Annotated in this window: 24 protein-coding genes; 15 read left to right on the forward strand and 9 right to left on the reverse strand. The window is 37.9% G+C overall.

The window, feature by feature from the left end; genetic code table 11:
• Positions 1-97: 97 nt before the first annotated feature.
• The 5 genes from ACO6UW_RS02075 (at position 98) to htpG (ending at position 5,861) form a co-directional block, all read left to right on the forward strand.
• Complete coding sequence (locus ACO6UW_RS02075; RefSeq protein ID WP_078210131.1) at positions 98-976, forward strand: alpha/beta fold hydrolase; 879 nt, start codon at positions 98-100, stop codon at positions 974-976.
• A gap of 101 nt (positions 977-1,077) precedes the next feature.
• Positions 1,078-2,502: a Na+/H+ antiporter family protein gene (locus ACO6UW_RS02080; RefSeq protein ID WP_032005724.1), complete on the forward strand. Its 1,425-nt coding sequence runs from the start codon at positions 1,078-1,080 to the stop codon at positions 2,500-2,502.
• 329 nt (positions 2,503-2,831) lie between these two features.
• Positions 2,832-3,422, forward strand: a complete 591-nt coding sequence (locus tag ACO6UW_RS02085; RefSeq protein WP_057077303.1) for an OmpW/AlkL family protein — start codon at positions 2,832-2,834, stop codon at positions 3,420-3,422.
• A 103-nt stretch (positions 3,423-3,525) separates the two neighbouring features.
• Positions 3,526-3,840 carry a lysozyme inhibitor LprI family protein gene (locus tag ACO6UW_RS02090; protein ID WP_348891800.1) on the forward strand — a complete coding sequence of 105 codons (315 nt, stop codon included), beginning with the start codon at positions 3,526-3,528 and terminating at the stop codon, positions 3,838-3,840.
• A 101-nt stretch (positions 3,841-3,941) separates the two neighbouring features.
• Positions 3,942-5,861 (forward strand): molecular chaperone HtpG, encoded by a 1,920-nt coding sequence (gene htpG, locus ACO6UW_RS02095; protein WP_005079391.1) that lies wholly within the window; start codon positions 3,942-3,944, stop codon positions 5,859-5,861.
• An 86-nt stretch (positions 5,862-5,947) separates the two neighbouring features.
• On the opposite strand, the gene ACO6UW_RS02100 is transcribed toward htpG, so the two are convergent.
• From ACO6UW_RS02100 to ACO6UW_RS02110, 3 genes are all read right to left on the reverse strand, one after another.
• A complete protein-coding gene (locus tag ACO6UW_RS02100; protein WP_017385352.1) occupies positions 5,948-6,841 on the reverse strand; it encodes a hypothetical protein in 894 nt (297 codons plus the stop codon).
• A gap of 126 nt (positions 6,842-6,967) precedes the next feature.
• Positions 6,968-8,110, reverse strand: a complete 1,143-nt coding sequence (locus tag ACO6UW_RS02105; protein ID WP_017385353.1) for a hypothetical protein — start codon at positions 8,108-8,110, stop codon at positions 6,968-6,970.
• A 359-nt stretch (positions 8,111-8,469) separates the two neighbouring features.
• Positions 8,470-9,171, reverse strand: a complete 702-nt coding sequence (locus ACO6UW_RS02110; protein WP_335979194.1) for a DsbA family oxidoreductase — start codon at positions 9,169-9,171, stop codon at positions 8,470-8,472.
• Positions 9,172-9,348: 177 nt separating this feature from the next.
• On the opposite strand from ACO6UW_RS02110, the gene ACO6UW_RS02115 reads away from it, so the two are divergent.
• A complete protein-coding gene (locus ACO6UW_RS02115) occupies positions 9,349-10,107 on the forward strand; it encodes a hypothetical protein (RefSeq protein WP_017385355.1) in 759 nt (252 codons plus the stop codon).
• Positions 10,108-10,128: 21 nt separating this feature from the next.
• On the opposite strand, the gene ACO6UW_RS02120 is transcribed toward ACO6UW_RS02115, so the two are convergent.
• A complete protein-coding gene (locus tag ACO6UW_RS02120; protein WP_002114700.1) occupies positions 10,129-10,494 on the reverse strand; it encodes a MerR family transcriptional regulator in 366 nt (121 codons plus the stop codon).
• A gap of 71 nt (positions 10,495-10,565) precedes the next feature.
• Between ACO6UW_RS02120 and ACO6UW_RS02125 the strand changes: the two genes are divergently transcribed.
• Positions 10,566-11,213, forward strand: a complete 648-nt coding sequence (locus ACO6UW_RS02125; RefSeq protein ID WP_017385356.1) for an RBBP9/YdeN family alpha/beta hydrolase — start codon at positions 10,566-10,568, stop codon at positions 11,211-11,213.
• A 242-nt stretch (positions 11,214-11,455) separates the two neighbouring features.
• The gene (locus ACO6UW_RS02130) at positions 11,456-11,947 is read left to right on the forward strand and encodes a hypothetical protein (RefSeq protein WP_005065822.1); all 492 of its coding nucleotides are present in this window, start codon (positions 11,456-11,458) and stop codon (positions 11,945-11,947) included.
• A 47-nt stretch (positions 11,948-11,994) separates the two neighbouring features.
• Here the strand turns inward: ACO6UW_RS02130 and fadA are convergent, their stop codons facing one another.
• From fadA to ACO6UW_RS02145, 3 genes are all read right to left on the reverse strand, one after another.
• On the reverse strand, positions 11,995-13,167 hold the full coding sequence (gene fadA, locus ACO6UW_RS02135) for an acetyl-CoA C-acyltransferase FadA (RefSeq protein ID WP_005065826.1): 1,173 nt from the start codon (positions 13,165-13,167) through the stop codon (positions 11,995-11,997).
• A 12-nt stretch (positions 13,168-13,179) separates the two neighbouring features.
• A complete protein-coding gene (gene fadB, locus ACO6UW_RS02140) occupies positions 13,180-15,333 on the reverse strand; it encodes a fatty acid oxidation complex subunit alpha FadB (protein ID WP_017385357.1) in 2,154 nt (717 codons plus the stop codon).
• Between the two features lie 150 nt (positions 15,334-15,483).
• On the reverse strand, positions 15,484-15,600 hold the full coding sequence (locus tag ACO6UW_RS02145) for a hypothetical protein (RefSeq protein WP_078210141.1): 117 nt from the start codon (positions 15,598-15,600) through the stop codon (positions 15,484-15,486).
• A gap of 304 nt (positions 15,601-15,904) precedes the next feature.
• On the opposite strand from ACO6UW_RS02145, the gene lpxO reads away from it, so the two are divergent.
• Positions 15,905-16,819 (forward strand): lipid A hydroxylase LpxO, encoded by a 915-nt coding sequence (lpxO, locus tag ACO6UW_RS02150; protein ID WP_002114943.1) that lies wholly within the window; start codon positions 15,905-15,907, stop codon positions 16,817-16,819.
• 117 nt (positions 16,820-16,936) lie between these two features.
• Here the strand turns inward: lpxO and ACO6UW_RS02155 are convergent, their stop codons facing one another.
• Positions 16,937-17,782, reverse strand: a complete 846-nt coding sequence (locus ACO6UW_RS02155) for an NPP1 family protein (protein WP_228138468.1) — start codon at positions 17,780-17,782, stop codon at positions 16,937-16,939.
• Positions 17,783-18,103: 321 nt separating this feature from the next.
• Between ACO6UW_RS02155 and ACO6UW_RS02160 the strand changes: the two genes are divergently transcribed.
• The 6 genes from ACO6UW_RS02160 (at position 18,104) to ACO6UW_RS02185 (ending at position 23,779) form a co-directional block, all read left to right on the forward strand.
• Positions 18,104-18,634: a CHAP domain-containing protein gene (locus tag ACO6UW_RS02160; protein ID WP_002114964.1), complete on the forward strand. Its 531-nt coding sequence runs from the start codon at positions 18,104-18,106 to the stop codon at positions 18,632-18,634.
• Between the two features lie 133 nt (positions 18,635-18,767).
• The gene (gene uvrC / locus ACO6UW_RS02165) at positions 18,768-20,567 is read left to right on the forward strand and encodes an excinuclease ABC subunit UvrC (protein ID WP_284108809.1); all 1,800 of its coding nucleotides are present in this window, start codon (positions 18,768-18,770) and stop codon (positions 20,565-20,567) included.
• 121 nt (positions 20,568-20,688) lie between these two features.
• A complete protein-coding gene (locus ACO6UW_RS02170) occupies positions 20,689-21,483 on the forward strand; it encodes a thioesterase family protein (RefSeq protein WP_250733692.1) in 795 nt (264 codons plus the stop codon).
• Between the two features lie 118 nt (positions 21,484-21,601).
• Positions 21,602-22,189 (forward strand): CDP-diacylglycerol--glycerol-3-phosphate 3-phosphatidyltransferase, encoded by a 588-nt coding sequence (pgsA, locus tag ACO6UW_RS02175; RefSeq protein WP_002114808.1) that lies wholly within the window; start codon positions 21,602-21,604, stop codon positions 22,187-22,189.
• Positions 22,190-22,316: 127 nt separating this feature from the next.
• Positions 22,317-23,171 (forward strand): methylated-DNA--[protein]-cysteine S-methyltransferase, encoded by an 855-nt coding sequence (locus ACO6UW_RS02180; RefSeq protein ID WP_057077289.1) that lies wholly within the window; start codon positions 22,317-22,319, stop codon positions 23,169-23,171.
• Complete coding sequence (locus tag ACO6UW_RS02185; RefSeq protein ID WP_057077288.1) at positions 23,168-23,779, forward strand: alpha-ketoglutarate-dependent dioxygenase AlkB family protein; 612 nt, start codon at positions 23,168-23,170, stop codon at positions 23,777-23,779. Before ACO6UW_RS02180 ends, ACO6UW_RS02185 begins: the two co-directional genes overlap by 4 nt.
• Positions 23,780-24,003: 224 nt before the next feature.
• Here the strand turns inward: ACO6UW_RS02185 and ACO6UW_RS02190 are convergent, their stop codons facing one another.
• Positions 24,004-24,777, reverse strand: a complete 774-nt coding sequence (locus tag ACO6UW_RS02190; protein WP_002114686.1) for an IclR family transcriptional regulator — start codon at positions 24,775-24,777, stop codon at positions 24,004-24,006.
• Between the last annotated feature and the right edge of the window lie 345 nt (positions 24,778-25,122).

A 25,122-nucleotide genomic window follows, 5' to 3' on the forward strand; every position in this document is an offset into this window, starting at 1 on the left:
GCAACAGTATTCATACTAGATAAGTATCATCTTTTTTATATTGATGGCAATGCTCTATCCGACTAACGACATGATCGATTGAAAAACAAGATAGGAAATGATTATGCAGCCAAAAGTTCATACAGTAACAACAAGTGATCAACAAACGCTTTGTGCTAAAACATGGGGTGACGAAAAAAATACTCCCTTAGTTTTAGTACATGGCTATCCAGACAATCAAGAAGTATGGGAATCAATCATTGAGCATTTGATCAATGACTTCTATATTGTTACTTACGATGTGCGTGGAGCTGGTTTGTCATCTATACCAAAACGTATACGTGATTATCGTTTAGAGCGTTTATCTCTAGATCTCCAAGAAGTTGTTGATGAGTTATTACTAAATCGTCAATTCCATATGGCTGCACATGATTGGGGATCAATTCAGTCTTGGGAATCGGTCACTGAGCCTAAGCTCAAAGGTCGTTTATTATCATACACCACCATTTCTGGACCATGTCTTGATCATGCCGCTTTATTTTTACGTGATAAATTTAAATCTTCACCAGCTCAAATCTTAAAAATATTAACCAAATCTTGGTATATCGGGGCATTCCATCTTCCGTTATTAGCACCCATAGTATGGTCTCTATTTAGCCCAGAAAAATGGGGTAAAGTTCTTACTCAGCTAGAAAGGAAAAGTAATTTACCTTTAAATAATAATATTAATGCTGATGGAAAATATGGCATTAATTTATATCGTGCCAATTTTATTCCTCGCTTAACTGGCCCACGCCAACGTTATGCACAGTGCCCAGTAAAAGCGGTTATTTTAAAATATGATACTTTTGTAAGCCCAGAATACATCACTGAGGCTATGCCAAAGTGGGTTGAAAAATTTGAATATGTAGAGCTTGAAGCAAATCACTGGGCAATTCTGAGTGAGCCAGAGAAAATAGCAACTCATATTCGTGAGTTTATTAAAGCTCAAACTTAACAGTGAAATAACTGCATAAAACTGTTAATTCGGCGATATTTTCGGCTTCATAGATATGAATCTGCTAGAATATCGCCTTTTGTTTTGCTCTGAACTTATTCATGAATGCTGTCGTTATTGCGATTGCAGTGATGTTCTTATTATCACTGGCGCGCGTTTCTGTCGTACTGACTTTAGTGGTTTCTGCCATTGTGGGCGGCCTCGTAGCAGGTTTAAGCCTTTCTCAAACCGTTGAAGCTTTTAACGCTGGTCTTGGCGATGGTGCTGAAGTTGCACTTGCCTATGCAGTGTTAGGGGCATTTGCTCTGGCTCTATCAAAATCTGGTTTACCTGATTTACTTGCCCATAAGCTGATTGGTTTATTGGGAATGGAAGCTGGGAAAAGCCGTCAGACTAAAGTGAAATATCTCCTCTTAGGTATTTTATTAATTTCTGCTATTTTCTCTCAAAACCTTATTCCAGTTCATATTGCCTTTATTCCTGTACTGGTTCCGCCACTATTACGGGTAATGAACCATTTAAAATTAGACCGCCGCGCCGCCGCCTGTGTACTTACGCTAGGTTTGGTAGGTACTTATATTTTTCTTCCAGTTGGATTTGGTGCAATTTTCCTTGAACAGATTCTGATGGGAAATATCAACAAAATTGGGGCAGCGTACGGCTTACATGTTGATCGGGCAATGATGCCAATTGGCATGGCTATTCCTGTTTTGGGTATGGTTTTAGGCACCTTGGTTGCTGTATTTATTAGCTATCGTAAGCCAAGAATTTATGCTGATCGTGCGATTACACCTGTGACCACCATTGATTTAGATAAACCTCTTCGCGCAACTACCCAAGATGAAACAGCTGACTTAAAAGCAGATGCTGAAGAGTTAAAGCATGAAGCAGAGCAAGCACCAGTTATTGCAAAGAAAACAATCTTGATGGCACTGCTTGCAATTGGTTTAACGCTCGCTGCGCAGCTGTATTCAGGTTCGATGATTCTGGGTGGTTTAGTCGGTTTTGCTGTTCTATCTACTGCCGGAATTTTTAAATGGCAAGATGCAGATGATGTCTTTGTACAAGGCATGCGAATGATGGCTTTAGTAGGCTTTATCATGATTTCTGCTGCCGGTTTCGCCTCAGTAATGACTCATACTGGTGATATTAATCAGTTAGTAAATGGTGTAGTTGAGATTATTGGAGATAACCGCGCGCTTGCAGCATTCTTAATGCTTTGTATTGGCTTATTTGTGACAATTGGTATTGGTTCATCTTTCTCAAGTGTTCCTGTATTAGCTGTTATTTATGTGCCTTTATGTGTGCAGTTTGGTTTCTCACCATTAGCAACGATTGCACTTATTGGTACAGCAGCAGCATTAGGTGATGCTGGATCGCCAGCCTCTGACTCAACCTTAGGGCCAACAGCTGGTTTAGGGGTAGATGGGCAACATGACCATATTTGGGATACAGTCGTACCTACCTTTATTCACTTTAATATTCCGCTATTAATTTTTGGCTGGATCGCTGCAATGGTTTTATAAAGTTTTTATAAAATATTAAAGTGGAAACCTTCTTAATAATGATCTTTAGATTTAAATTAAGAAGGTTTTTTATTGTCTAAATAAAACATGTATTCAAAATAAATTATATTAAAATACTCGGAATTTAAAAGTATATTAAAATGGTTGGTAATATAAAATAATCTTGATTAATGAGGTTGGAATAAAAACCTATTAAAATAGTTGGATAATATATAATTTTATTTAAAACAGTAGTTTAAAAATAAACTATAAAATAATTTTATAATGAGTATTGCATGGTTTTAAAATAAATGTTTATTATAAATATAAATAAGGTTGGAGATATTAAAGTGTTCAAAAAAGCTTTGGTTATTGCATTAATGGGGATGTCTTCTTTTACTTTTGCTGGTAACTGGCAAGTGAAATTTGGTGGTAGCGTTATTGCTCCATCAGAAGATACAACAACACCTTTAGGCGTGGTAAAAGCAGATCATGAATATGCATTTACACCATCTGTAGAATACTTTTTTGGTCAATCTCCATTTTCTGCAGAATTATTATTAGCAACACCTATTAATCATGATGTATTGCTAGATGGTAAAAATGCAGCACGTATAAAACAATTACCACCAACAATTACTGCAAAATATCATTTTAAAAATTCGACTCGTTTCACACCGTATATTGGTATTGGTGCTACAGCATTTATTCCTTGGGATGAAGAAGGGGCGGCAGTAAAAGTTAAAGAAGATTTTGGCGTGGCAGGTCAAGTTGGTTTTAATTTCCAACCTGCTGATGCTAAAAACTGGGGTGTATTTGTAGATGTACGTTATGCTGATATTAGTCCTGAAGTAACAATTGATCCATCAATTGCTAACTACAAGTTTGATCTAGATATTAATCCTTTTGTTTACACTTTAGGTTATAGCTATAAATTTTAAGCATAATAATAAATAGAAAAATATAATAATAAACCTAGACTCAGGCACCTCACATATATTTTATGTGAGGTTTTTTTATGGATTTTATTTGCACTAAAAAAGCATAAAACAGACAGTTTTACACATATTTTCTGCAAGTTTTTCGTGCGATGCTGCAAAAACGAAAACGGAAAAAAGTATTTGTAAAAACCGTTCTTTAAATGATGCAGATGTAAAAATGGCAACGACGTATCAAATCGTTCTGCATGCTTTACCTATGGGTGGGCGAGATAACCAGAAAGATACTCAGCAGCAATGGCTGAAAAAAAGAAATGCTTGTGCTGCCAATGTCAGTTGTATTAGCAAAGCTTACCAACAACGTCAAAAGCAATTAGATACGATATTGCAAGATAGGGTGTTAAGCCACGGCCCATTTTAATTAGAGTAAAAATTTTTAATATTCAGGATTGAAAAATTCTAAAAGTACTCCATTCATAAAGCATTCGAGAACAAACAGCTTCAAAATTTAAGGAGTGATTTATGAGTGAACAAGCATCACAAAATTATAGTTTCCAAGCAGAAGTTGCCCAGCTTTTACATTTAGTGACGCATTCTCTCTATTCTAACCCTGAGATTTTCTTACGTGAGCTTATCTCTAATGCATCAGATGCATGTGATAAGTTACGTTTTGAAGGAATTAATCATCCTGAATATTATGAAAATGATCCAGACTTACATGTACGAATCAGCTTAAATAAAGAAGATAAAACCTTAACGATTTCTGATAACGGTATTGGTTTAAGCCAACAAGAAGCAATTGATAACTTAGGTACAATTGCTAAGTCAGGCACTAAAGATTTCATGTCAAAATTGACTGGTGATCAAAAAGCAGATGCTCAATTGATTGGTCAATTTGGTGTTGGTTTTTATTCAGGTTTTATTGTTGCAGACAAGATTACGGTTGAATCACGCCGTGCGGGTCTAGAGGCATCTGAAGGGGTGCGCTGGATTAGTGGTGGCACAGGCGAGTTTGAAGTTCAGCAAATTGATAAGGCCTCACGTGGTACTGACATTATTCTTCATTTACGTGATGATGCACTTGATTATTTAGAATCTTATAAAGTTAAGCAAATTGTTAATAAATACTCTGACCACATTAGCTTGCCAATTGAAATGCAAAAAGAAGTTTGGCAAGAAGAAGAGGTTGCTGAAGGTGAAGAGCCTAAAGGCGGCCAAATGGTCAAAACTGACGAGTGGGAAGCGATTAACTCGGCAAGTGCTTTATGGACACGTAATAAAAGCGAAGTGACTGAAGAGCAATATATTGAGTTCTATAAAAACTTAACTCATGACTTTGAAGCACCATTGGCTTGGGCACATAACCGTGTTGAAGGTAGTACGGAATATACCCAATTACTCTATATTCCAAGTAAAGCACCACATGACATTTTTACTCGTGAAGCAAAAGCGGGAATTAAGCTATATGTAAAACGCGTCTTTATTATGGACGATGCAGATAACTTAATTCCAAACTATTTGCGCTTTGTCCAAGGTGTAGTGGATAGTGCTGATTTACCGCTTAATGTTAGCCGTGAGTTGTTGCAAGAAAGCCGTGATGTCAAAACGATTCGTGAAGGTAATGCACGCCGTGTATTAACTGTACTTGATGGTTTGGCTAAATCGGAAGATGAAAAAGACCAAGAAAAATTCAAGACCTTCTACAGTGAGTTTGGTTCAGTACTTAAAGAAGGCTTGGGCGAAGACTTTGGTAACCGTGAACGTATTTTAAAATTATTACGTTATGCGACTTCAACAAATGATGAAGTAACGACTTCTTTTGCTGACTATAAGGCACGTATGAAAGAGGGCCAAAAAGCCATCTATTATGTGACTGCTGACAGTCTAGCAGCAGCGAAAAACTCGCCGCAGCTTGAGTTGTTTAAGAAAAAAGGCATTGAAGTGTTATTAATGGCAGAGCGTGTTGACGAATGGGCAATGAATTTTGTTCAAGAGTTTGACGGTACGCCATTAAAGAATGTGTCTAAAGGCGCGGTTGATTTAGGCGATTTGCAAGATGCTGAAGAGAAGAAAGCACTTGAGCAAGCAGCTGAACAGTTTAAGCCTGTTGTTGAGAAACTAAGTGACTCATTAAAGGCTAAAACTAAAGAAGTACGTGTAACTACACGTCTAGTTGATTCTCCAGCGTGTTTAGTAACAAGTGAAGGGGAGTTGTCTCCGCAACTTATTCGCATGCTAAAACAAGCTGGACAAGCAGTGCCAGAAATCAAACCGATTTTAGAAATTAACCCTGAGCATCCTTTAGTGAAAAAACTTGAAGGTTCAGAGCAGTTTGATGACTTGGCAAATGTGATTTTCGATCAAGCTGTGATTGCTGAAGGTGGTTTGCCAGAAGACCCAGCAGCTTATGTGAAACGTATTAATAGTTTATTACTCAAGTAATTTAGCTTTAAAAAAAGCCTCTGGACTATCAGGGGCTTTTTTTTTGTGGATAAAGAAAGAGTTATCCACAATTTGGCAATTTATGATTAAAAATTAGCTTCTAGATTTATTTGAACGCTGAGTTGGTGTTTCGGATCATCATCAATATGGTTAAAAAAATTAAGATCATTTTGCATAAAAATCCAATCTCTCCATATCGGTTGGCGCCATGAAATATAAGGGCCCCAGCTATTTAGTCGAATATCATTTTTGGTATATACGCCACCGCTATAAATACCGTAAGTCAGGCTATTATCTTTTACAAACTCAAATTGTTGAAAAGTCCAATTGCCCCAGTTGTAATCTTCATTTTCGCTCTTGTTTACATTAAATTTATTAGAAAATAATGTGTTATCTTGCATTTTTTGCGTTAGGTTTAGCGTGGTTTCAGTGTAATTTCGGCTAGTAGATCCGTAGCGAAATATCTGCTCTGTATCAAAGCTAATGTTATGTCTCAAATTCCATTTCTTTTTAGCCAGAAACTGGACATACACATCACTCTCAGAGTTAGAGCCTAAATCAAGGTCATTTTCAAAAGGCATCCAAGTTGAAATGGTGGCCCAGCTTGCACTCAATGGATTAGTAGCCGAAATCTGTGCCGATGAGGTCTTCTTCTTTTTCTTACCAAAGGCTTTATAAGTTTGTTCAGGCTGAGTCGCACGTTTCCATAACGTATCATTTCCAAATACAGCCATAAGCTCTTGAATTAAACCAGCATCAGATAAAGTATTGTTTGCTTCTACTTCACAAGGTGAGCGTGAAAGTGATTGTCTTTTTACTTTAGTGAAACTCGTAGAAGAATAGGGATAACGCCGTGACCGTTGGTGTTTTAAAGAGTTATAAAAAAATTGAGTATGTGGAAGTAAAGCTAATACACCTAAACTATAAATACAAATGAAGACTGTCGATTTATTTTGAAATGGAGAAGAAAATTGATTCATTTTTAAAGATAAGGAATCAAAAACAAAAATTAGAACAGTACTTTAGAAGGCTAAGCTTAAAATTTTATTTAAAAGTATTTTGTTATTCATCACCTTGGATAAGGTTCCAAGGTGATGTTTGCTAGCTTAGAAAAGTGCTTCTAAACGCAAGAAGGTGCTGACAAAATGGTTGCGATCTTCGCGGTGGTCATTAAAGTAATTTACATCGCCTTGTACAAAGAACCACTCACGTAAAACGGGTTGGCGCCATGAAACAAACGGTCCCCAACTGTTTAAACGCAAGTCATTGTCGTTGTAATAACCACTTGTATAAATCCCATAGTTAAAACGGTTGTTTGCAAAGAAACTGTGCTCGCGGAATGTTCGGTTTTCCCAAGCTAGATCGTCATCTTGATCATCGGCATAGGTTAGGCTGAACTGATTGGATAAAATCGGTTGATTCGGTCTAGCATGGGTAAGTTCAAGATTAGTACGTAAGTAGTTTTCGCTGTCTATGCCGTAACGATAAATTTGTTCAGCATAAAACTTAAAATCATTACGAAGTTGCCAATCTCTCGATGCTTTTAAACGAACATAAATATCGTCTCCAGAACGAATACCTAAGTCTGCATCGGTTTCAAAAGGCAGTTTTTTCGAGAAATTTGACCAACGTAAAGCAATTGAGCTGTTGTCATCTCGAGTTTGCTTACCATCTAACTTCTTATTAGAGTCTTGATTTGGGTTTTGGTTAATATTAGCTGGGCTGTTATTAAATTCATTATCTAAAGAGTCATCACCAAATACCACGCTTAAACGTTTTTCTAGTGTAGGGAGCTTAATCTTACCGCGAATTCTGGGCTTAATTTCAAAGTTGTCATATTCATTCCAATAGTTATCCACCATGACGCGAATGGTTGCTGTTGCAGGTTTTTGTGGATCAACTTCACCAAACCAATTATCAATTTTTTCAGAAGTACGATCGGCCCAATTACGAATTTTCTTTTGCTTACGATCAACCCATGTTTGATCTTCGGTTTGTTCGGTAGGCGGAACAATAGGCTCATTAGACTGCTCTGGAAAAATGGTTGGGGTTGCGTCTACCCAACGCGGAATTTGATCTAAGAGATTTTCGTCTGTGGTGACTTCAGTTTGTACTCCAGATGATGTACTTCCTATTTGTTGGTTTGTAGAAGAAGAGGCGGTCTCTGCATGAGCGATGCATACTGAACCAAATCCAATCGTTAAAAGTGCAAAAAGTTGCCGGTACGGCATTACATGAAATGTTTTCATATCTATCTTTATGTTTTGTTGTTGTTTCCACTTTTGTTGATTTTTCTAATAAAATCAAGAGGGAGACACAAAAGTTAAGTAAATTTAACTTTTTTTACATATTTGAAATAAATGAAAAAGTTTAAGCTATTAGCGATTATTTTTAGCCAAAAAAAATCCCCCAGTGAAGGGGGATGATAGATCAAGGAAACTTCAAATTCCGATCATTAAACACATAAAAAACAGAACATTACAGCGCGAATATTCTAAGCGGCAATAATAAACTGATTTTTAGCAATTAGATAGTTCTTTTTTTAGAACGCTCTATTGCTAAAATGATGATAAAACATACGATTTGATCACATTTTAATTGTGTTCATTTATTTCTTTGGAACATCACAAGTTTCATCGGTACAAACAGCCGCATCATCTTGCTCGACTTCTTCAGTATTTGCTTTGAGTTGTGCTTTTTCCAAAACTTGTAAAAAGACTTCACGTGGTTGAGCGCCAGCAAGAGCGATTCTTTGGTCGAATACAAAAAATGGCACGCCAGTTACATTAAGCTGCTCACGTGCAATTTTTTCATCATGGCGGACAAAGTCAGATAGTTCATTGGTATCTAATACATACTCAACTTCGGCATTATCAAGGCCAATACGAGATGCAATTTCTTCTACAACTTCACGTTCGCCAATTGCGAGACCTTCGGTCATATAAGCATGAAAAAAAGCTTCTTTTGCTTCATTGCCTAAACCTTTGCTTTGCGCAAGGTGAACAATACGGTGTGCATTAAAACTATTGCCTGAGTTGGCTTTTTGCCATTGGAAATCAATACCTTCAGAAGCAGCCATGGCCGCAATATTGCGCTCCATTTCTTCCATCTCTTCATAGGTACGGCCATATTTTTTAGCTAGACGCTCAGTATTTGAAGTGTCATGTTTTGCTGGCGCATCAGGATCTAATTCAAAACTATGCCAGTGAATTTCAAGATCAATACCTGCTTCAGCAGCTACATGCTCAAGGCGTTTTTTGCCGATATAACAAAAAGGGCAAACTACATCAGACCAAACATCTACACGCATGGGAGAATCTCATAAATTTTAATTACCCATCATAATAGGGATGATGGATAAGGATTTAAAGCTTTGAGTAGCGAATACAGTGTTGCGTATTGTGAAATAAATGGCATATAAAGAAGAATAAGCTCTATTTTATAACTATAAAGAGCAAAACTATAAAAAGGGAAATAGGAGGTGTGTATGCGCCGAGTTTTGGTTGCGATTGCAAGTCTGATTGTTATCACAAGCATTATTTTTTTCACCTATCAGCATATCAAACAACAGCAAGCCAAAGACAGTAGTCAAATGTTTGATGTCGTCATGACTGAAAAAATGAATCAGCTTTATGACCAAGCACAAGACTGGTCTAAACCCGTCCAGCTTGATATTCACGATAAGCGTTTGGCAGGACACTATAAGCAAATTTCAGAATTTCTTTTAAGTTATTGGATTCAAAATATTAATGCACGGAATGCGTACTTAAGAGAACTCAAAGCAGCAAAATGGGACACTTTTTTAAATGTGGACCGTTTAGATCTTGATAAAAAACAAAAATTTGTAGAAACCGAAAAGATGCTAGCTGATGTTCGTACAGCTTCGGATCAGTATCAAACTGAATATGAAAAGATTCATAAAACTTTCTTAGCAAAGGTTCAAGAATTATCTGTTGATGCAGAAATGAGGCAACTTCTTGAAATGAAATTGGGAACTCAGCAAAAAGCAGATCAAGACCATGCAATTTTTATGATTGAGCTACAAATTTTAGATAAAGCAGAACAAATGTTTAAGCTTCTAAAAAATTATGAATGGCAAAAGAAAGATCAGATGATTCTTTTTCATGAAAATGCTCAGGTCAAAAAGTTTAATGGGCTTTATCAAGATGTTCTAAAACTAAATGCAAAAATTGAAAAAATTAAGAAAAAAAATGTGGCTGCGCTCGAAGGAGATTTAAAAGAATAAGCGGAGCATGAGCATCAAATATTATGATTTGGTGCTCTCGACTTTTCCTTTGGTTAAAAAAGATTGTAATAAACTTTGAGAAGTTTGTAGTTTGTTTAACTGCTCAGACACATGCATGAGTTCAGTTTGCAGTTTTTCTTGAACCACTGAGCACAACGTAAATACGCGTTCATCTAAATCAAAACAAGGCAGCAAAACCTGAATATCTTTTAGGTGCATGCCTGCATCATTTAATATTTTAATTTTCTTAATATTTTCAATATCTTTTTGCGTATAACTTCGATAGTTATTACTCGCTCGAAGAGGCTGTATAAGCCCTAAGCTCTCGTAATAACGCAGCATACGAGGACTTACTTTTGTAAGCTCGGCAACTTTAGCTAAGTTCATAAAATGGGGTTGACCTTAACAGTGGTGTCATAGTTTAGCATGTTTTTATCTTTCAAAATGGTACTTGTTCAATGATCAGAAAACTCATTTTATTGGTGTTATTCGGATTAATGTCATTTGTTGCAAATGCCAAAAAACTTGAACTTCAGGAGAAGAACATGCGTCAAATATTTGTGCTTCACGGTTACTCTGCTTCTATCGATGATCATTGGTTTCTAGATTTAAAACATCAAATAGAAAATGAAAATAAAACGGTTACTTTAATTCCATTTCCAGATTCTGAGAATCCAGACGTAGATGCATGGCAGAAAGTTTTAGATCAACAGATCCCTAAGGTGGATGAAAATACCTATTTTGTTGCGCACAGTTTAGGGGTGATTACGTTACTGTACTTTTTGCAAAGGCATGATTATCAAAATATTGGAGGAATGATTTTAGTATCTGGATTCTCTGGTCTCATTTCAGATTCTTCTGTTCTCAATAGTTATATAACGAAGAGTAAAGTCGATACGAACTACTTTAAGGACATAAAGAAAAAGCTGGTGTATTTATCTGATAATGATGATTTGGTTCCGCCCAAACTGACTATTGAATTGGCAAAAGAAATTGATGCGCCGTACATTACCGTTCCTAATGGCGGGCATTTTTTAGGTCGTGAAGGTTATACGGCATTTCCGCAAGTCGTGAATTCTTTAAAAGAGATGTTAGACAGCAAATAAAACCAATAAGTTAAATCGCACTCTATAATCTGAACACTTTTGTTCAAGTTATAGAGTGTTTTATAGGATGCAGTTTAATAAATAGAAGAACCATACTTTTACATTAAAAAATTTAATTATATTTACCGTTTATCTGAGCCTTACTGAATCAAATTCGACTTTGTTGTAGCCTATTTATAGATACTTTTAATTTAATCATCATCTTTTAATTGAAATAGGGTGACTGATTTTTGGAGCAAGTTATGAACTTTCTAAAACAATCAGCCTTCATTGCTGCATTTGCTTTTATGGGTTTACCGACTGTTCAAGCAGAGGAAGTAGCGACTTTACCAACAATTCGCGTTATGGCTGAATCTGAGCTACGTGAAGAGGTAGGATTTGTACCCTTCCAAGAAGATAAAAAAGTGCGTCAGGCTCTGCAACATCATGAGTATAAAACGCATTACGATATACAAAATGCTTTAGTCCCTGAAGGCATGACGACAGTAGATTATCAGCCAGTTATGGCTCAGCCCGATTTGTCCCAGCTTTCGCCATTTCTACAAGAATATATTTTAGCGGTAGCGGGTGGAATACAGTCTTCTGATCCAACCAATGGTATCTTTGAAATGTTAAGACCTTTGAATATTAATCGAAGTAATGTTGATGCTTATCGTGAGGGTACGATGAAAGTTAACCTTAGTGACCTCATAAAATTACAACAGCAAATTCAAGATGGTTTAAAAGGACGTTAAAATAAAAATCCCCGCATTGAGCGGGGATTTTTTTATCTTGGTGTTAATTAAACACGTTCGATTACTGTTGCAATACCTTGACCAAGGCCGATACACATGGTCGCAAGACCGATTTGAGTATCTTGTTGTTCCATTACGTTTAACAACGTAGTGGTGATACGCGCACCAGAACAGCCTAGTGGGTGACCCAAAGCAATCGCACCACCATTTAAGTTAATGATGTCTTGCTTGTCATAAATACCTAAGCCTTTCATTACTGATAAGCCTTGAGCAGCAAATGCTTCGTTTAACTCGATAGTTTGAATATCAGCCATCGTTAAACCAGCACGTTTAAGCGCTTTTTGAGTTGCTGGAACTGGACCGTAACCCATGATTGCTGCGTCACAACCTGCAACCGCCATAGAGCGAATTACAGCGCGTGGTTTTAAACCTAACGCTTGTGCGCGTTCAGCAGACATAAGTAACATTGCAGAAGCACCATCAGATAAAGCTGAAGATGTAGCCGCAGTTACAGTGCCGCCTTTCGGGTCAAATACAGGACGTAATGCTTTGAACGCTTCAAGGTTTGCATCTGGACGAATTACTTCGTCGATGTCGCAAAGGATTTTAAAGCCATTTGCATCGTGGCCTTCAACACCAACGATTTCGTTTTTGAAACGACCTTCTTGAGTTGCAGCCCAAGCACGGCGGTGAGATTCAACACCAAAAGCGTCTTGCTCTTCACGGCTAATGCCATTCATGCGACCTAACATTTCAGCAGTTAAGCCCATCATGTTAGATGCTTTTGCATAGTGTTTAGATGCTTCTGGGTTTAAGTCGATGCCGTGCATCATACCTACGTGGCCCATGTGCTCTACACCACCAATAATGAAAATATCACCTTGGTTTGTTGCGATCTGTGCAGCAGCAGTATGAAGTGCTTGCATAGATGAACCACAAAGACGGTTTACAGTCTGACCTGCTACAGTTTTTGGTAAGTCAGCCAATAAGCCGATGTTACGGCCAATATTCATACCTTGTTCTAGAGTCTGGTTTACACAGCCCCAGATTAGGTCTTCAACTTCGTTTACATCAAACTGGTTACGAGCAACGAGTGCACGAACCAATTCAGCAGATAAGCTGTCAGCACGTACATTACGGAACATACCGTTTTTGGTTTTACCCATTGCAGAACGTACGCCATCAACGATGACAACGTCACGTGGATTTAAAGTAGCCATTCACGTTGCTCCTTAACCATAGAATTTTTTGTTGTTAGCAGCCATGTCGCGCAACATTTGTGGCGCTTCATAAGCCTTACCTAAGTGTGCATATTTGTCGCAAAGTGCAACGTATTCAGCAACACCAGTCTGGTCGATATAACGACATGGACCACCACGGAATGGAGGGAAACCTACACCCATAATCATTGCCATGTCTGCTTCAGCAGCAGTTGCAACGATGTTGTCTTCTAAGCAACGAACTGTTTCGTTACAGAAAGCAAGCATCATGCGGTCAATGATTTCTTGGTTATCAAACTCGCGTTTTTCACCAGTGACGAAAGGAGCAATGATTTCATATGCTGTTGGATCAACAGTTTTTGCTTTTTTGCCTTTCTTATCGAGTTCGTATTTGTAGAAACCAACGTCATTCTTTTGACCAAGACGTTTAGCTTCGTACATTGCTTGGATTGAACCTTTGTAGTCTGGCTTCATACGGTCTGGGAAACCTTCAGCCATGACTTCTGCACCATGTACACCTGTGTCGATACCTACAACGTCGATAAGGTAAGCAGGACCCATTGGCCAGCCAAATTTCGACATTACATTGTCAACTTGCTGGAAGTCTGCGCCGTCTTTTACAAGAAGGTCAAACGCACCAAAGTAAGGGAACAATACACGGTTAACCAAGAACCCTGGGCAGTCGTTTACAACGATTGGTGTTTTACCCATTTTTTGAGCAAGAACAACAGTAGTTGCAATCGCTTCTTCAGAAGTCTTTTCACCACGAATTACTTCTACAAGCGGCATCATGTGAACTGGGTTGAAGAAGTGCATACCAACGAAGTTTTCAGGACGTTGTAATGCTTTTGCTAAACGCGTGATTGAAATCGTAGAAGTATTAGAAGCAATAATCGTATTTTCACGAACATTCTTCTCAGTATCCGCAAGTACCATTTCTTTTACTTTTGGATTTTCTGTAACTGCTTCGATCACGATGTCAACTTCTTTAAACTCATCGTAGCTTAAAGTAGGACGGATACGTGCAAGCGTTTCACCCATTTGCGCAGGTTTCATTTTCTTGCGTTCAACTTGTTTAGTTAACAAGCTGTTCGCTTCTTTCATACCTAGAGCAAGTTGTGGGTTACCAATATCTTTCATGATAATTGGTGTACCTTTGCTTGCCGCTTGGTAAGCAATACCACCACCCATGATACCAGCGCCAAGTACAGCTGCTTGGTTTACAGGGTGTGCACCTTTTTCATGTTTTTTAGCAGTTTTCTTAACAACTTGGTCATTGAGGAATAAACCAATCAATGCACCAGCTTGTGGTGTAATCGCAGCTTTTGCAAAACCTTCAGCTTCAGCTTTTAATGCTTCGTCACGCGCAAGGCTTGCACCCGCTTGTAATGAATCAAGTAATAATTTTGGAGCAGGGTATTGAGCAGGGTTTGCTTTAGCAAGCACTGCACCTTTTGCAGTATTGAACGCCATCATTTGTTCAAGCGGGTTCAATTTTACAGCTTCAAGCTTTTCTTGACGTTTTGCTTTCCAGTTTAAACGACCAGAAATTGCTTGCTTAACTAAGTCAGTTGCAGCTTCAAGTAATTTATCAGCAGCTACAACCGCATCTACCGCACCATCTTTTAGGGCAGCAGCCGGTTTTTTAGGAGCAGCCATCGCCATCCATTCAACCGCGTTGTCGATACCGATCAGACGGCTTAAACGTACGCTACCGCCGAAACCTGGGTAAATACCAAGTTTAATTTCCGGTAAGCCCACTTGTGCAGCTTCTGACATCACACGATAGTCACAAACTAAACACATTTCAAAACCGCCACCTAACGCCATACCGTTAATAGCAACAACTTTTGGAATCTCTAAATCTTCAAAGCTATTGAAGATTTCGTGAACAGGCATAAGCCAGTCAACAATCGCTTTTTCGCCTTGTGCGAAGTTTTCACCAAATTCGGTAATGTCTGCCCCAACAATAAATGTCGATTTGCCCGAGGTAACAACTAAGCCTTTAATATCATTATTTGCTTTTACCGCAGCAATAGCAGCTTGGAAATCTTCAATTGTTGCACGGTTAAATTTATTGACCGACTCACCTTGTAAGTCAAAGCGGAATTCTGCAATTCCGTCCGAAAGCATTTGGACGGTAATGGCATTGCCAGCGTGGATCATGCCTGATCTCCTTAGTTTTGGAGGACTTCTAAGTTGATGTTATGAAGCGTGTGCACATCTTAGGTACACATTTATGCTTCGCTAATCTTACGATAACTATATCTAAAAAAAACCTGACAAGTTGTATCAAGCCGTGACGCAAGGGTCATCTTATTTATTATTCAATTCATCTATATGAAATGCATAAAAGAAATCATAAAGATAGCTAATAACGAAAGACATTTGTTTTAATTTAACTTTTTCTTGATAAAGCATTGGAATTATCAAATTTTTATATAAAAACGAATAAGTTTTAAAAGTTAATTTTTTGTCAAAAATGTCAATTGTTAGTGGGATCATCTGTAAATAACAGTAATAATAGTAATAAATTTTAACTTCCTTAAATTTATGGAAAAATACACTATATTTAAAATTTTTATTACAACAGCGCTGTCTATTATTTGACTTAATTTTTTTACATTCGCTTTTTCTAAGTCAATTTTGTTAAAATTTGCGCCAATTAAATAAACTTCCGGTTTCTCTCCTTAAATATAAGGTGAAGTTGCCCCTAATCTTTTGAAAGAGTAGCAATATGATTAAGTGGATCATATTAGCGATTTTTGTGATATCAGCATTGTATATCCAACATCGCGGCAAAGTGCGTCACTCGTTTTATCGTCAATTTTTTGACCATTCAACCTTGCTCGCACCGATTAACTTTTTAATGTACATCTTTTCAAAGGTGCCGAATCAGCCTTATATCGACACACAGCATTTTAAAGATCTAAAAGTGCTGGATGAAAATTGGGAAATGATTCGAGATGAAGCGAAAGCTTTATATGACCAAGGCGGAATTAAAGCTTCAAGTACCTATAACGACTTAGGTTTTAACTCATTCTTTAAAACAGGTTGGAAGCGTTTTTACCTAAAATGGTATGAATCGAGTCATCCATCTGCTGCTGAGCTTTGCCCAAAAACTACAGCACTTCTTAAAACATTGCCGACAATTAAAGCAGCAATGTTTACCGAGCTTGCACCTGACAGCCGTTTGGTAAGACACCGTGATCCGTATGCAGGTTCATTGCGTTATCACTTGGGTTTGATTACGCCGAATGATGATCGTTGTTTTATTGACGTCGATGGCGAAAGATATTCTTGGCGTGATGGTCAAAGTGTTGTGTTTGATGAAACTTATATTCACTATGCTGAAAATAAGACTGATCAAAACCGTATTATTTTCTTTGCAGACGTTGAACGTCCAATGAAAGTAAAATGGATGGAGCGTTTCAACCATTGGTTTGGTCGTAAAGTGATGACTGCGGCAAGTTCACCGAATGAAACAGGCGACCAAACAGGTGGCTTAAATAAAGCTTTTGCTTATCTTTATCAAATTCGTATTAAAGCTAAAGCCTTAAAAGCATCGAACCGTAAGTTGTATTATTTCTTGAAATGGTTCTTGATGCTTGGGATTTTCTTTTTGATTTTTGTTCGACCATATGTATTTTAATAAAAAACGCCCCAAAGGGCGTTTTTTACTTTAAGCAATTTTATTTAAATTATTTTAAATATCAATTCTCTAAAAATAGTTAAAGTTCCAATAAATTAAGTTTTTATTAAGTTTTAATTAATAAAAAGTCACATTGTTCCATTCAGCAGGTTTCTTACTATTTAAAAAATTAATAATTCGAGATGGTTTTATTTCAAGTGTTGCTTGACCGTAGTCCGAGCTAAAAAGAGTATTAATGTAATTTGTAGGTGCCTGATCAATTTCAATCACATTAGGTAAAACCCATTTTCCTGTTGGATTTTCTGGAACCTCATTAACGACTTGAATATTATTTGATGTCTTGGATGTTGCTAAACGCAAAGCATGTGTCAATACCCCATCTTTATGGTAAACAACGGCGTAGGCATTATTACCATATTCTTTTGCTAATGGAGATTGATTGGCGGGTGTATTAATTAGTTCTCCATGTGCACTTACACCTATATGCGTCACTTTACCATCCTTCATCCAGACTACAGCGTGCTCTAGATCATGTCGGTGTCCTATGAAGTCTAAACTACCATTTACGGCTTTATCTTTAACAGTGTAAAGTGCAAAAATACGACCGCAGTAAATGGAATTCTGATAAGTCGTACATTTTTCTTTATAAATAATATTTGCTTTGCTCAATTGATCCCTATAGCTGCATTGACCCTCTAAAGTGCCTGAAGTATCCAAACCATTATTAGGGAAATAGTTTTCACCTTGTTTTTGTACTGGTGCTGAAGCTAAACATCCATCTGTATCGAAATCAAAGACAATTTTTCCATTTTCTAAATTTACAGGTTTCAACGTAGAAAGGCCTGTAATACATGCTGGTTGGTCTGTACTGCATAGAGGAACTTGGCTCCAGCCTTTTGAAAAACCTTGAGTTGAGTAGATCATGCTACCGATTAGAGTAAAGATTAAGATATATATATTCATATATTATGGATATTTTAAGAGTTGAATCCAAATATTAAAAAAGTTAAATGACATTATTTTTTCAGTTTTATTAAAATATTATTTTATGTAGACTTTAATAATATTTTGTTTTTTAATATTTTTTTATAAAAAATAAATTTATGTAAACTTGTACTAAGTAGATAATATGAAAAATGTATTGATTATTGATCTAAATGATTAATTTTGTGACCTATTTCACAGTGCTGGTAATTTGTTACAACTATTAAGAGCCAATAGGCAATTTTGATTCTACAATGGCGCGGTTTTTTCGAAGACTGGTCAGCGGAAGTAGGTTTTAAAATGGCTCATGCTCATCACGCAGCTCATGCACATGTTCATCATATCGAAGAGAGAAAAGAAGACAGTTCTCAAGGCGATTTAAAAACAAAAGTGATGTTAAGACAAGTAGCTTCAACGACTGGAAAATCTAAACGATCTAAAACTCAAAATCATAAAGCTGAAGACCAAAATATTAATTTGCATAAGTTCTCGAGTAAGCTCGAAAGTATCTCTGCCAACCATAGTAAAGAGAAATGCGCCAAAAATATCCGCATTGCTCTACAAGCGGCTGGAGCAGATGTGTCAAAGCATCCTGTAGCTGCTTCTGATTGGGGGCAAACGCTAGAAAAGAATGGTTATAAGAAAATTAAACCTGCTTTCAACCGTCCACAAGAAGGTGACATTTACATTATTGAGCGAACAAGTGGTCACACCTATGGTCATATTGCAGGCTATACGGGCAATGGTTGGTTCTCGGATTTTCGTCAAAAAACCTATGCGGTCTACAAAGAAAAAGACGTTAAATATAGTTACTATCGTCTAGATTCTTAAGCGAGTACGACACAATCTGTCGGACCATATCTAAATCCCTTTCCAAATTTATGTTCTGGCACAGTAAAGCACTTGAAAATTAGGGGTGAAAACATCACATTAGGTATTCAGTATTAAGCCATGCATGCCAATAGTGAATCAAAACGCTCGTCCTCATATTGAAAAAATTTTAGCCAACATGACCCAGCTTCCAGGTGTTTATAAAATGCTAGGGAAGGAGGGCGAATTATTATATGTCGGCAAAGCAAAAAATCTAAAAAATCGGGTGTCGAGTTATTTTGTTAAAACGATTGAGCATCCTAAAACACAAGCTTTAGTTGCACGAATTTATGATATTGAAACTTTGGTTACTCGTTCGGAAACTGAAGCTTTACTCTTAGAACAAAACTTAATTAAACAACATCGTCCGCCTTATAACATTATGCTGCGGGACGATAAGTCTTATGTCTATATTTTTGTTTCGGCTGACAAGCCTTATCCTCGGCTTGCCAGTGGGCGTGGTAAAGCTAAGCACCAAATTGGTAAGTTTTTTGGCCCGTACCCAAGTGCCTATAGTGCACGCGATACGTTACTGGTTTTGCAAAAACTTTTTAATGTGCGTCAGTGCGAAAATAGTTATTTTTCACAGCGCAAGCGTCCATGTTTGCAATACCAAATCAAGCGGTGTTCAGCTCCGTGCGTAGGTCTGATTTCGCCCGAAGATTATAAAGAAGACGTTAATAATAGTATTCGCTTTTTGCAAGGTGATACCAAAGAGCTTAATCAAGAGCTCATTGCCAAAATGGAACAAGCAGCGGCTGAGCTTGAATTTGAAAAAGCTGTTTTTTACCGTGATCGTTTATCTTTATTACGTGAAGTACAAGCCCAACAAGCCGTATTTAAAGTCAAAGGCGAAGCAGATATTCTGGCAATTGCATATCAGGCAGGCGTTACATGCGTGCAAATTATGTATGTACGCAATGGGCGAATGCTGGGTGGAAAAAGTTATTTCCCAGACATGCTCGGTGATGATCTTGGGCAAATGCTGAGTGACTTTATGGCGAACTTTTACTTTCAAGTTGCAGATGAAGTTCCCAATGAGCTTATCGTAAATATTGCTTTGCCTGACTGTAAAGAATTAGAAGAAGCGTTGGCACAGCAATTTAGCAAAAAGGTTCAGATTAAGAGTAATGTTCGAGAAACTCGTGCCGAGTGGCTGGAGCTAGCCGAAATGAACGTTCAACATGCCATTAAGGGGCAGTTGAGTAATCATTTAGAACTTAATGAACGTTTCCATCAGTTAGAGCAAGTGGTGGGAAGACCTGTCGATCGTATTGAGTGTTTTGACATTAGTCACACCATGGGTGAAGCTCCAATTGCCTCATGTGTCGTGTTTGACCAAGGTGGGGCACGTAAACGCGACTACCGTCAATTTGCGATTCAAGACATCACAGCAGGCGATGACTATGCTGCTATGCGGCAAGCCTTAACACGTCGTTATAAAAAGGCCATATTGCCTGATTTACTGTTGATTGATGGTGGTAAAGGCCAACTTCATATGGCGATGGAGGTCATGCAAGAGCTGGGCCTAGACGCTTTTATGGTGGGTGTATCTAAAGGTGAAGGGCGTAAACCCGGACTTGAAACCCTGCATTTTACCGACGGCACAAAAATCCAGTTACCGGAAGACCATAAGGCATTGCATTTGATTCAGCAGGTGCGTGATGAAGCCCATCGTTTTGCGATTACCAAACATCGTGCTAAACGCGACAAACGCCGAAGTACCTCAGTTTTAGAGGCAATTCCTGGGTTGGGGCCAAAGCGCCGTCGAGATTTATTAACTCATTTTGGTGGAATCCAAGGCGTTTTAAAAGCATCTGAAAAAGAGCTTACTCTTGTGCCCGGTTTTGGTGAAATGATGGCAAGAACGATTTATAAAATTCTGCATGAATAAAGATAGGTTTCTATGCCGAGTGACCAAATAGTTGGGATATAAGTACAAGAATGATCATTCACATTCCTTTTAAAATGATGAAAGATGTTTCATCAAAAGTCATAGTGCTTTAGGGAAGTGAATGTCATTATTGCAATTATTTGAAGAAATAAAACAAAAGGAATGGATTGAAATACCTGAAGGGTGGTTGCAGGGGCGAACTGTTTTTGGTGGTCTTGTTGCTGGACTACTCATGCAAAAAGCCTGCTGCAATATTCAAGATCCAAATAAAAGATTATTAAGCTGTAGTATTACTTTTGTGGGGCCTGTACAGCAGGGACCTGCTCAATTGACTATTGAAATTTTAAGAGAAGGGAAATCGGTCACTACGCTTGAAACCCGTTTATGGCAAGATGGTGCAGTACAAACGATTTTGGTCGCAAGCTTTGGTGTGCCGCGTGCGTCGAATATTAAAGTGCGACATGAGCCTATCGTTCCAGTTTATAGGCAACCTGAAGAGTTACAACCTATTCCTTTTGCTAGACAAATGCCAGAATGCTATCAACATTTTGATGTATGCTGGGCAGAAGGTCATTATCCTGTTACAGGAAGTCAGTATGCTGACTTTGGAGGATGGTCAAGGTTTAATCCCGATAAGCATGAAAATCGTCAAATGACTTTGCCAGATTTAATTGTTTTGATGGATATTTGGCCACCTGGTGTATTGCCGATGTTTAAGCAAGTTGCTCCTGCAAGTTCTTTAACTTGGCACATTACCTATGTCCATCCGTTCCAACATCAATTGTGTGACTGGTTTAAATATAAAGTAGTAACTGAATATGCAGGTGAAGGTTATTCCACAGAATATGCCCATCTTTGGGACCAAAATGATCATTTAATTGCAATTTTACGGCAAACTGTTACGGTATTTACCTAAGCAGTCCACTTCCTCGATTCATATATTTCGTATAAAGTGGCTGTTACAGATAGATACAATATTGAAGAAAGTATTTTTGTCTGTTACAAGATGCATGAAGACTTAATTGGCGGTGTTTATGACCACAGGGCGAATCCTGAATATCCCAAATATCCTAACATTAGCGCGTATTGCGCTTATTCCTGTATTTTTGGTGATCGCGTATTGGCCGCCTGCAATGGGTATTGGTGAGCACGAAGGAAGTATGAGTCGCCATATTATCTTGACGGCTATTTTTGTGTTTGCTGCTATTACCGATTGGTTTGATGGCTATTTAGCACGAACTTTAAACCAGACTTCAGCATTTGGCCGTTTTTTAGATCCAGTTGCAGATAAGCTCATGGTGGCGGCTGCACTGATTGTTTTAGTGCAGTGGAATCCAACCATTTCAATGGCTTTTGCGGCAATTGTGATTATTTCACGTGAAATTACAGTTTCTGCTTTACGTGAATGGATGGCTGAACTTGGCGCACGAACCAGTGTAGCAGTATCGACTGTAGGTAAATATAAAACAGCCTTTCAGATGATTGCCATTAGTGTGTTCTTACTTAATTGGCAGCCTTTAGAAATGCTTGCCTATGCTTTGTTGTATACAGCGGTCATTTTAACTCTATGGTCAATGTTTATTTATCTCAAAGCAGCTTGGCCTTATTTAAAGCAGCCTTAAGTGCATATTAAATGATGAAGCCTTTCTACAATGAAAGGCTTTTTTTATTTTTAAAGAGTGCAAGAATCGGGTCGTCATAGGGCTTTGGCTACTTTAATGTAAGATATAAGTGCTAAGGAGGTGACACATGCAAATGCTTTCTTCTCGGCAATTTGCTGTAATTGCCACTGTGATTGAATATTTATATGAACATCTAGACCAGCAACCCAGTCTGGACGATGTTGCGAGTCATATGAAGTTAAGCCCAAGCTATATTCAACGCCAGTTTCAAGAATGGGTAGGGATTAGCCCGAAAAAATTTGTGCAATATATGAGCTTGCAACAGGCCAAATATCATCTGTTGCAACAACGGAGTTTATTGGAAACCGCTTTAAATACGGGTTTATCTGGCACAGGACGTTTACACGATCTGTTTATTCAGCTTGAAGGGATGACGCCTGGGGAATATAAACAAAAAGGCGAAGGCGTTATTCTTAATTATTCGGTTGAGACAAGTCCCTTCGGTGAGTTGTTGGTGGTCAGTAGTGAAAAAGGAATATGTTCTATACGGTTTATCGAAACTCACGACAATATTGAACAACTAATTAAACAGTACTTTCCGAAAGCTCAATTGAAAAATCAGTCACCGATTTGGCATCAACAAATTGCAAAGTGGTTTGAACAGGATTTTTCAGAACACTTACAGCAAAAACTTCCACTTAATTTGGCTGGAACCCCATTTCAGCTACAAGTATGGGAAGCCTTGCTCACCATTCCGGAAGGGCAACTTCGGACTTACCAAGATATTGCAGAGCAAATTGGGAAGCCTAAAGCAGTTAGAGCCGTTGCTACAGCAATTGGGCAGAATCCGATTGCATATCTGATTCCTTGCCATCGAGTGATCCGTGCCACAGGGATGATCGGAGAATACCATTGGCAAAAAGGGCGTAAATTGGCATTGTTAGCTTGGGAGATGTCAAAGCAACACGGAGAAACCGTATGACCTTGGATTTATTTTCTCCAGAGCCTTGTGAGAATTTATTACCCTACGATGGTGAAGTTCAGGACTATGGTTGTATTTTAAGCCCTGAAGAAGCTGAACAATATTTTCACTACCTTTACCGACACCTCGCATGGAAACATGACGAGGCTAAGTTGTATGGCAAGCACTTTATTACAGCTCGAAAAGTTGCATGGTATGGAGATGACTACTATCAATATAAATATTCGGGTATTGCACGTGATTCTTTGCCTTGGGACAAAGCACTCGCCAAACTAAAAAAACAGGTAGAGCAAATACTTTCAGAAAAATTTAATTCTTGTTTGGCAAATCTTTATGAAGATGGAACCCAAGGAATGGCTTGGCACAGTGACTCGGATGTTTCTTTGGCAAGAACGACAACAATCGCCTCTTTAAGCTTTGGTGCTACCCGTAAATTTTCTTTTAGACATATTCAAAGTAAAGAGAAAGTTGAATTGTGGCTACAGCCAGGCCAACTCATCGTAATGCGCGGTGAGACTCAACAATATTGGCAACACCGTTTAAATCGCTCAACAAAGATTTTACAACCACGTATTAATCTTACTTTTCGGCAATTTAAGTTTTTATAACCTTCATTAAAAAGCGGGCAAGAAAAAAGCCCATGATGGCAGCATGAGCTTATTCCTCTGAGGGGATGGCAGCATGAGCTTATTCCTCTGAGGGGGATGCTTCTACTGATGAGCTGCTGATGAAAAGAATCATCAATAGGAGCTAAAATCATAATGTGAGAATATTTTGATATATTCAATGTTTTAAAGTGTAAGAAAAGTTTAAATTATCATAAAGTGGGGTTTTAGATCTCACCTTTTTCAGATAATTCCATAAAACGTTGTTCAATAAGTGCTGCATTTTCTTGCAAAATTTCGATGAGCTTTTCAACGTTTAAAAAATCAAAACGATTTTTAGAGGCAACTAAGGTCAAAGCTAAAGGTACTTCTTTGTTTGAAAATCGAACAGGAACCGCAAGGCCTGAAACATTTGGGTCAATCTCACCTTGTGAGAAATAGAACCCTTGTTTTTTAATTTTACGCATACGCTGAATAAAGCTCGGTTCATCTTCAGCAAAACCCGATTGTTTTAATTCTTGCTGGTAACGGTGGTAGTAGTCTTGCATGCGCTGCTTACTTAAATGCGAAACCATTGTTTTTGGAGATGATCCAACGTAAATCGGTCTTGGGCAGCCTCGGCCATATGAAAGTAGCTCAGTGTCTTTAAATATTTCATGATGTATATCAATGCAATAGTCATCATTTAAATAGGTAAGCAAACAGCACAGTTCAGTACGCTCTACAATATTTCGCATAAATGGCGTGCTGATTTGAACCAGTGGGTCGGTTGTTCTAGATATATAGTCAAGAACTGCAATTTTTGAGCCTAAGGTATAATCGCCAGAGGTTCCATTAATGCGTTTTAATAGATCAGCTGATACTAGCTCTTTAAGGTAACGGTAACTCGTTGGTTTGGACAAGCCAAGTTCTTCGCAAATAATATCGACATTAATGATTGGACGCGAAACCGAAAATAGGTCCAGTACGGTTAAAATTTTGCCAAAACTTGAAATTGCCATAATGTCTTGTTCGTATCCTTTAACAACGAGTCATCTTTGAGTTTTTATAACAGAAAAAAAGAAGATTTGTCTCAATTCTAAAATAAATGCCTGATTTGAGTATTTTACTCTGACAAAGAGAAAACTTCTCTCGGCTTATACATCATATACGATAATTAAAAAATATATCAAATTATCAAATGGAGATATTTTAGTTGACTAAATCGCTTTATTTTGAAAAAATTGCCAAACAAAATATCTAATCGAGAAATTAGTCGGTCCTAGATTGATTTCTTGATACCTCTTCTTTCCAAAGCTTGGCCGTTTAAATGGCGCCCAAACTGAAATCATCTCTGCCAATCAGGC

Source organism: Acinetobacter sp. JADD-222 (assembly GCF_049310645.1).

What these genes read in the sequence shown, in the direction of transcription:
- ACO6UW_RS02155 (WP_228138468.1), bottom strand. Translation starts at nt 17,782, where the DNA reads ATGAATATATATATCTTAATCTTTACTCTAATCGGTAGCATGATCTAC.
- ACO6UW_RS02170 (WP_250733692.1), top strand. Translation starts at nt 20,689, where the DNA reads ATGTCATTATTGCAATTATTTGAAGAAATAAAACAAAAGGAATGGATT.
- htpG (WP_005079391.1), top strand. Translation starts at nt 3,942, where the DNA reads ATGAGTGAACAAGCATCACAAAATTATAGTTTCCAAGCAGAAGTTGCC.
- ACO6UW_RS02190 (WP_002114686.1), bottom strand. Translation starts at nt 24,777, where the DNA reads ATGGCAATTTCAAGTTTTGGCAAAATTTTAACCGTACTGGACCTATTT.
- ACO6UW_RS02115 (WP_017385355.1), top strand. Translation starts at nt 9,349, where the DNA reads ATGCGCCGAGTTTTGGTTGCGATTGCAAGTCTGATTGTTATCACAAGC.
- ACO6UW_RS02075 (WP_078210131.1), top strand. Translation starts at nt 98, where the DNA reads ATGATTATGCAGCCAAAAGTTCATACAGTAACAACAAGTGATCAACAA.
- ACO6UW_RS02160 (WP_002114964.1), top strand. Translation starts at nt 18,104, where the DNA reads ATGGCTCATGCTCATCACGCAGCTCATGCACATGTTCATCATATCGAA.
- ACO6UW_RS02105 (WP_017385353.1), bottom strand. Translation starts at nt 8,110, where the DNA reads ATGAAAACATTTCATGTAATGCCGTACCGGCAACTTTTTGCACTTTTA.
- fadA (WP_005065826.1), bottom strand. Translation starts at nt 13,167, where the DNA reads ATGGCTACTTTAAATCCACGTGACGTTGTCATCGTTGATGGCGTACGT.
- fadB (WP_017385357.1), bottom strand. Translation starts at nt 15,333, where the DNA reads ATGATCCACGCTGGCAATGCCATTACCGTCCAAATGCTTTCGGACGGA.
- ACO6UW_RS02100 (WP_017385352.1), bottom strand. Translation starts at nt 6,841, where the DNA reads ATGAATCAATTTTCTTCTCCATTTCAAAATAAATCGACAGTCTTCATT.
- pgsA (WP_002114808.1), top strand. Translation starts at nt 21,602, where the DNA reads ATGACCACAGGGCGAATCCTGAATATCCCAAATATCCTAACATTAGCG.
- ACO6UW_RS02180 (WP_057077289.1), top strand. Translation starts at nt 22,317, where the DNA reads ATGCAAATGCTTTCTTCTCGGCAATTTGCTGTAATTGCCACTGTGATT.
- ACO6UW_RS02125 (WP_017385356.1), top strand. Translation starts at nt 10,566, where the DNA reads ATGATCAGAAAACTCATTTTATTGGTGTTATTCGGATTAATGTCATTT.
- lpxO (WP_002114943.1), top strand. Translation starts at nt 15,905, where the DNA reads ATGATTAAGTGGATCATATTAGCGATTTTTGTGATATCAGCATTGTAT.
- ACO6UW_RS02185 (WP_057077288.1), top strand. Translation starts at nt 23,168, where the DNA reads ATGACCTTGGATTTATTTTCTCCAGAGCCTTGTGAGAATTTATTACCC.
- ACO6UW_RS02130 (WP_005065822.1), top strand. Translation starts at nt 11,456, where the DNA reads ATGAACTTTCTAAAACAATCAGCCTTCATTGCTGCATTTGCTTTTATG.
- ACO6UW_RS02120 (WP_002114700.1), bottom strand. Translation starts at nt 10,494, where the DNA reads ATGAACTTAGCTAAAGTTGCCGAGCTTACAAAAGTAAGTCCTCGTATG.
- ACO6UW_RS02110 (WP_335979194.1), bottom strand. Translation starts at nt 9,171, where the DNA reads ATGCGTGTAGATGTTTGGTCTGATGTAGTTTGCCCTTTTTGTTATATC.
- ACO6UW_RS02080 (WP_032005724.1), top strand. Translation starts at nt 1,078, where the DNA reads ATGAATGCTGTCGTTATTGCGATTGCAGTGATGTTCTTATTATCACTG.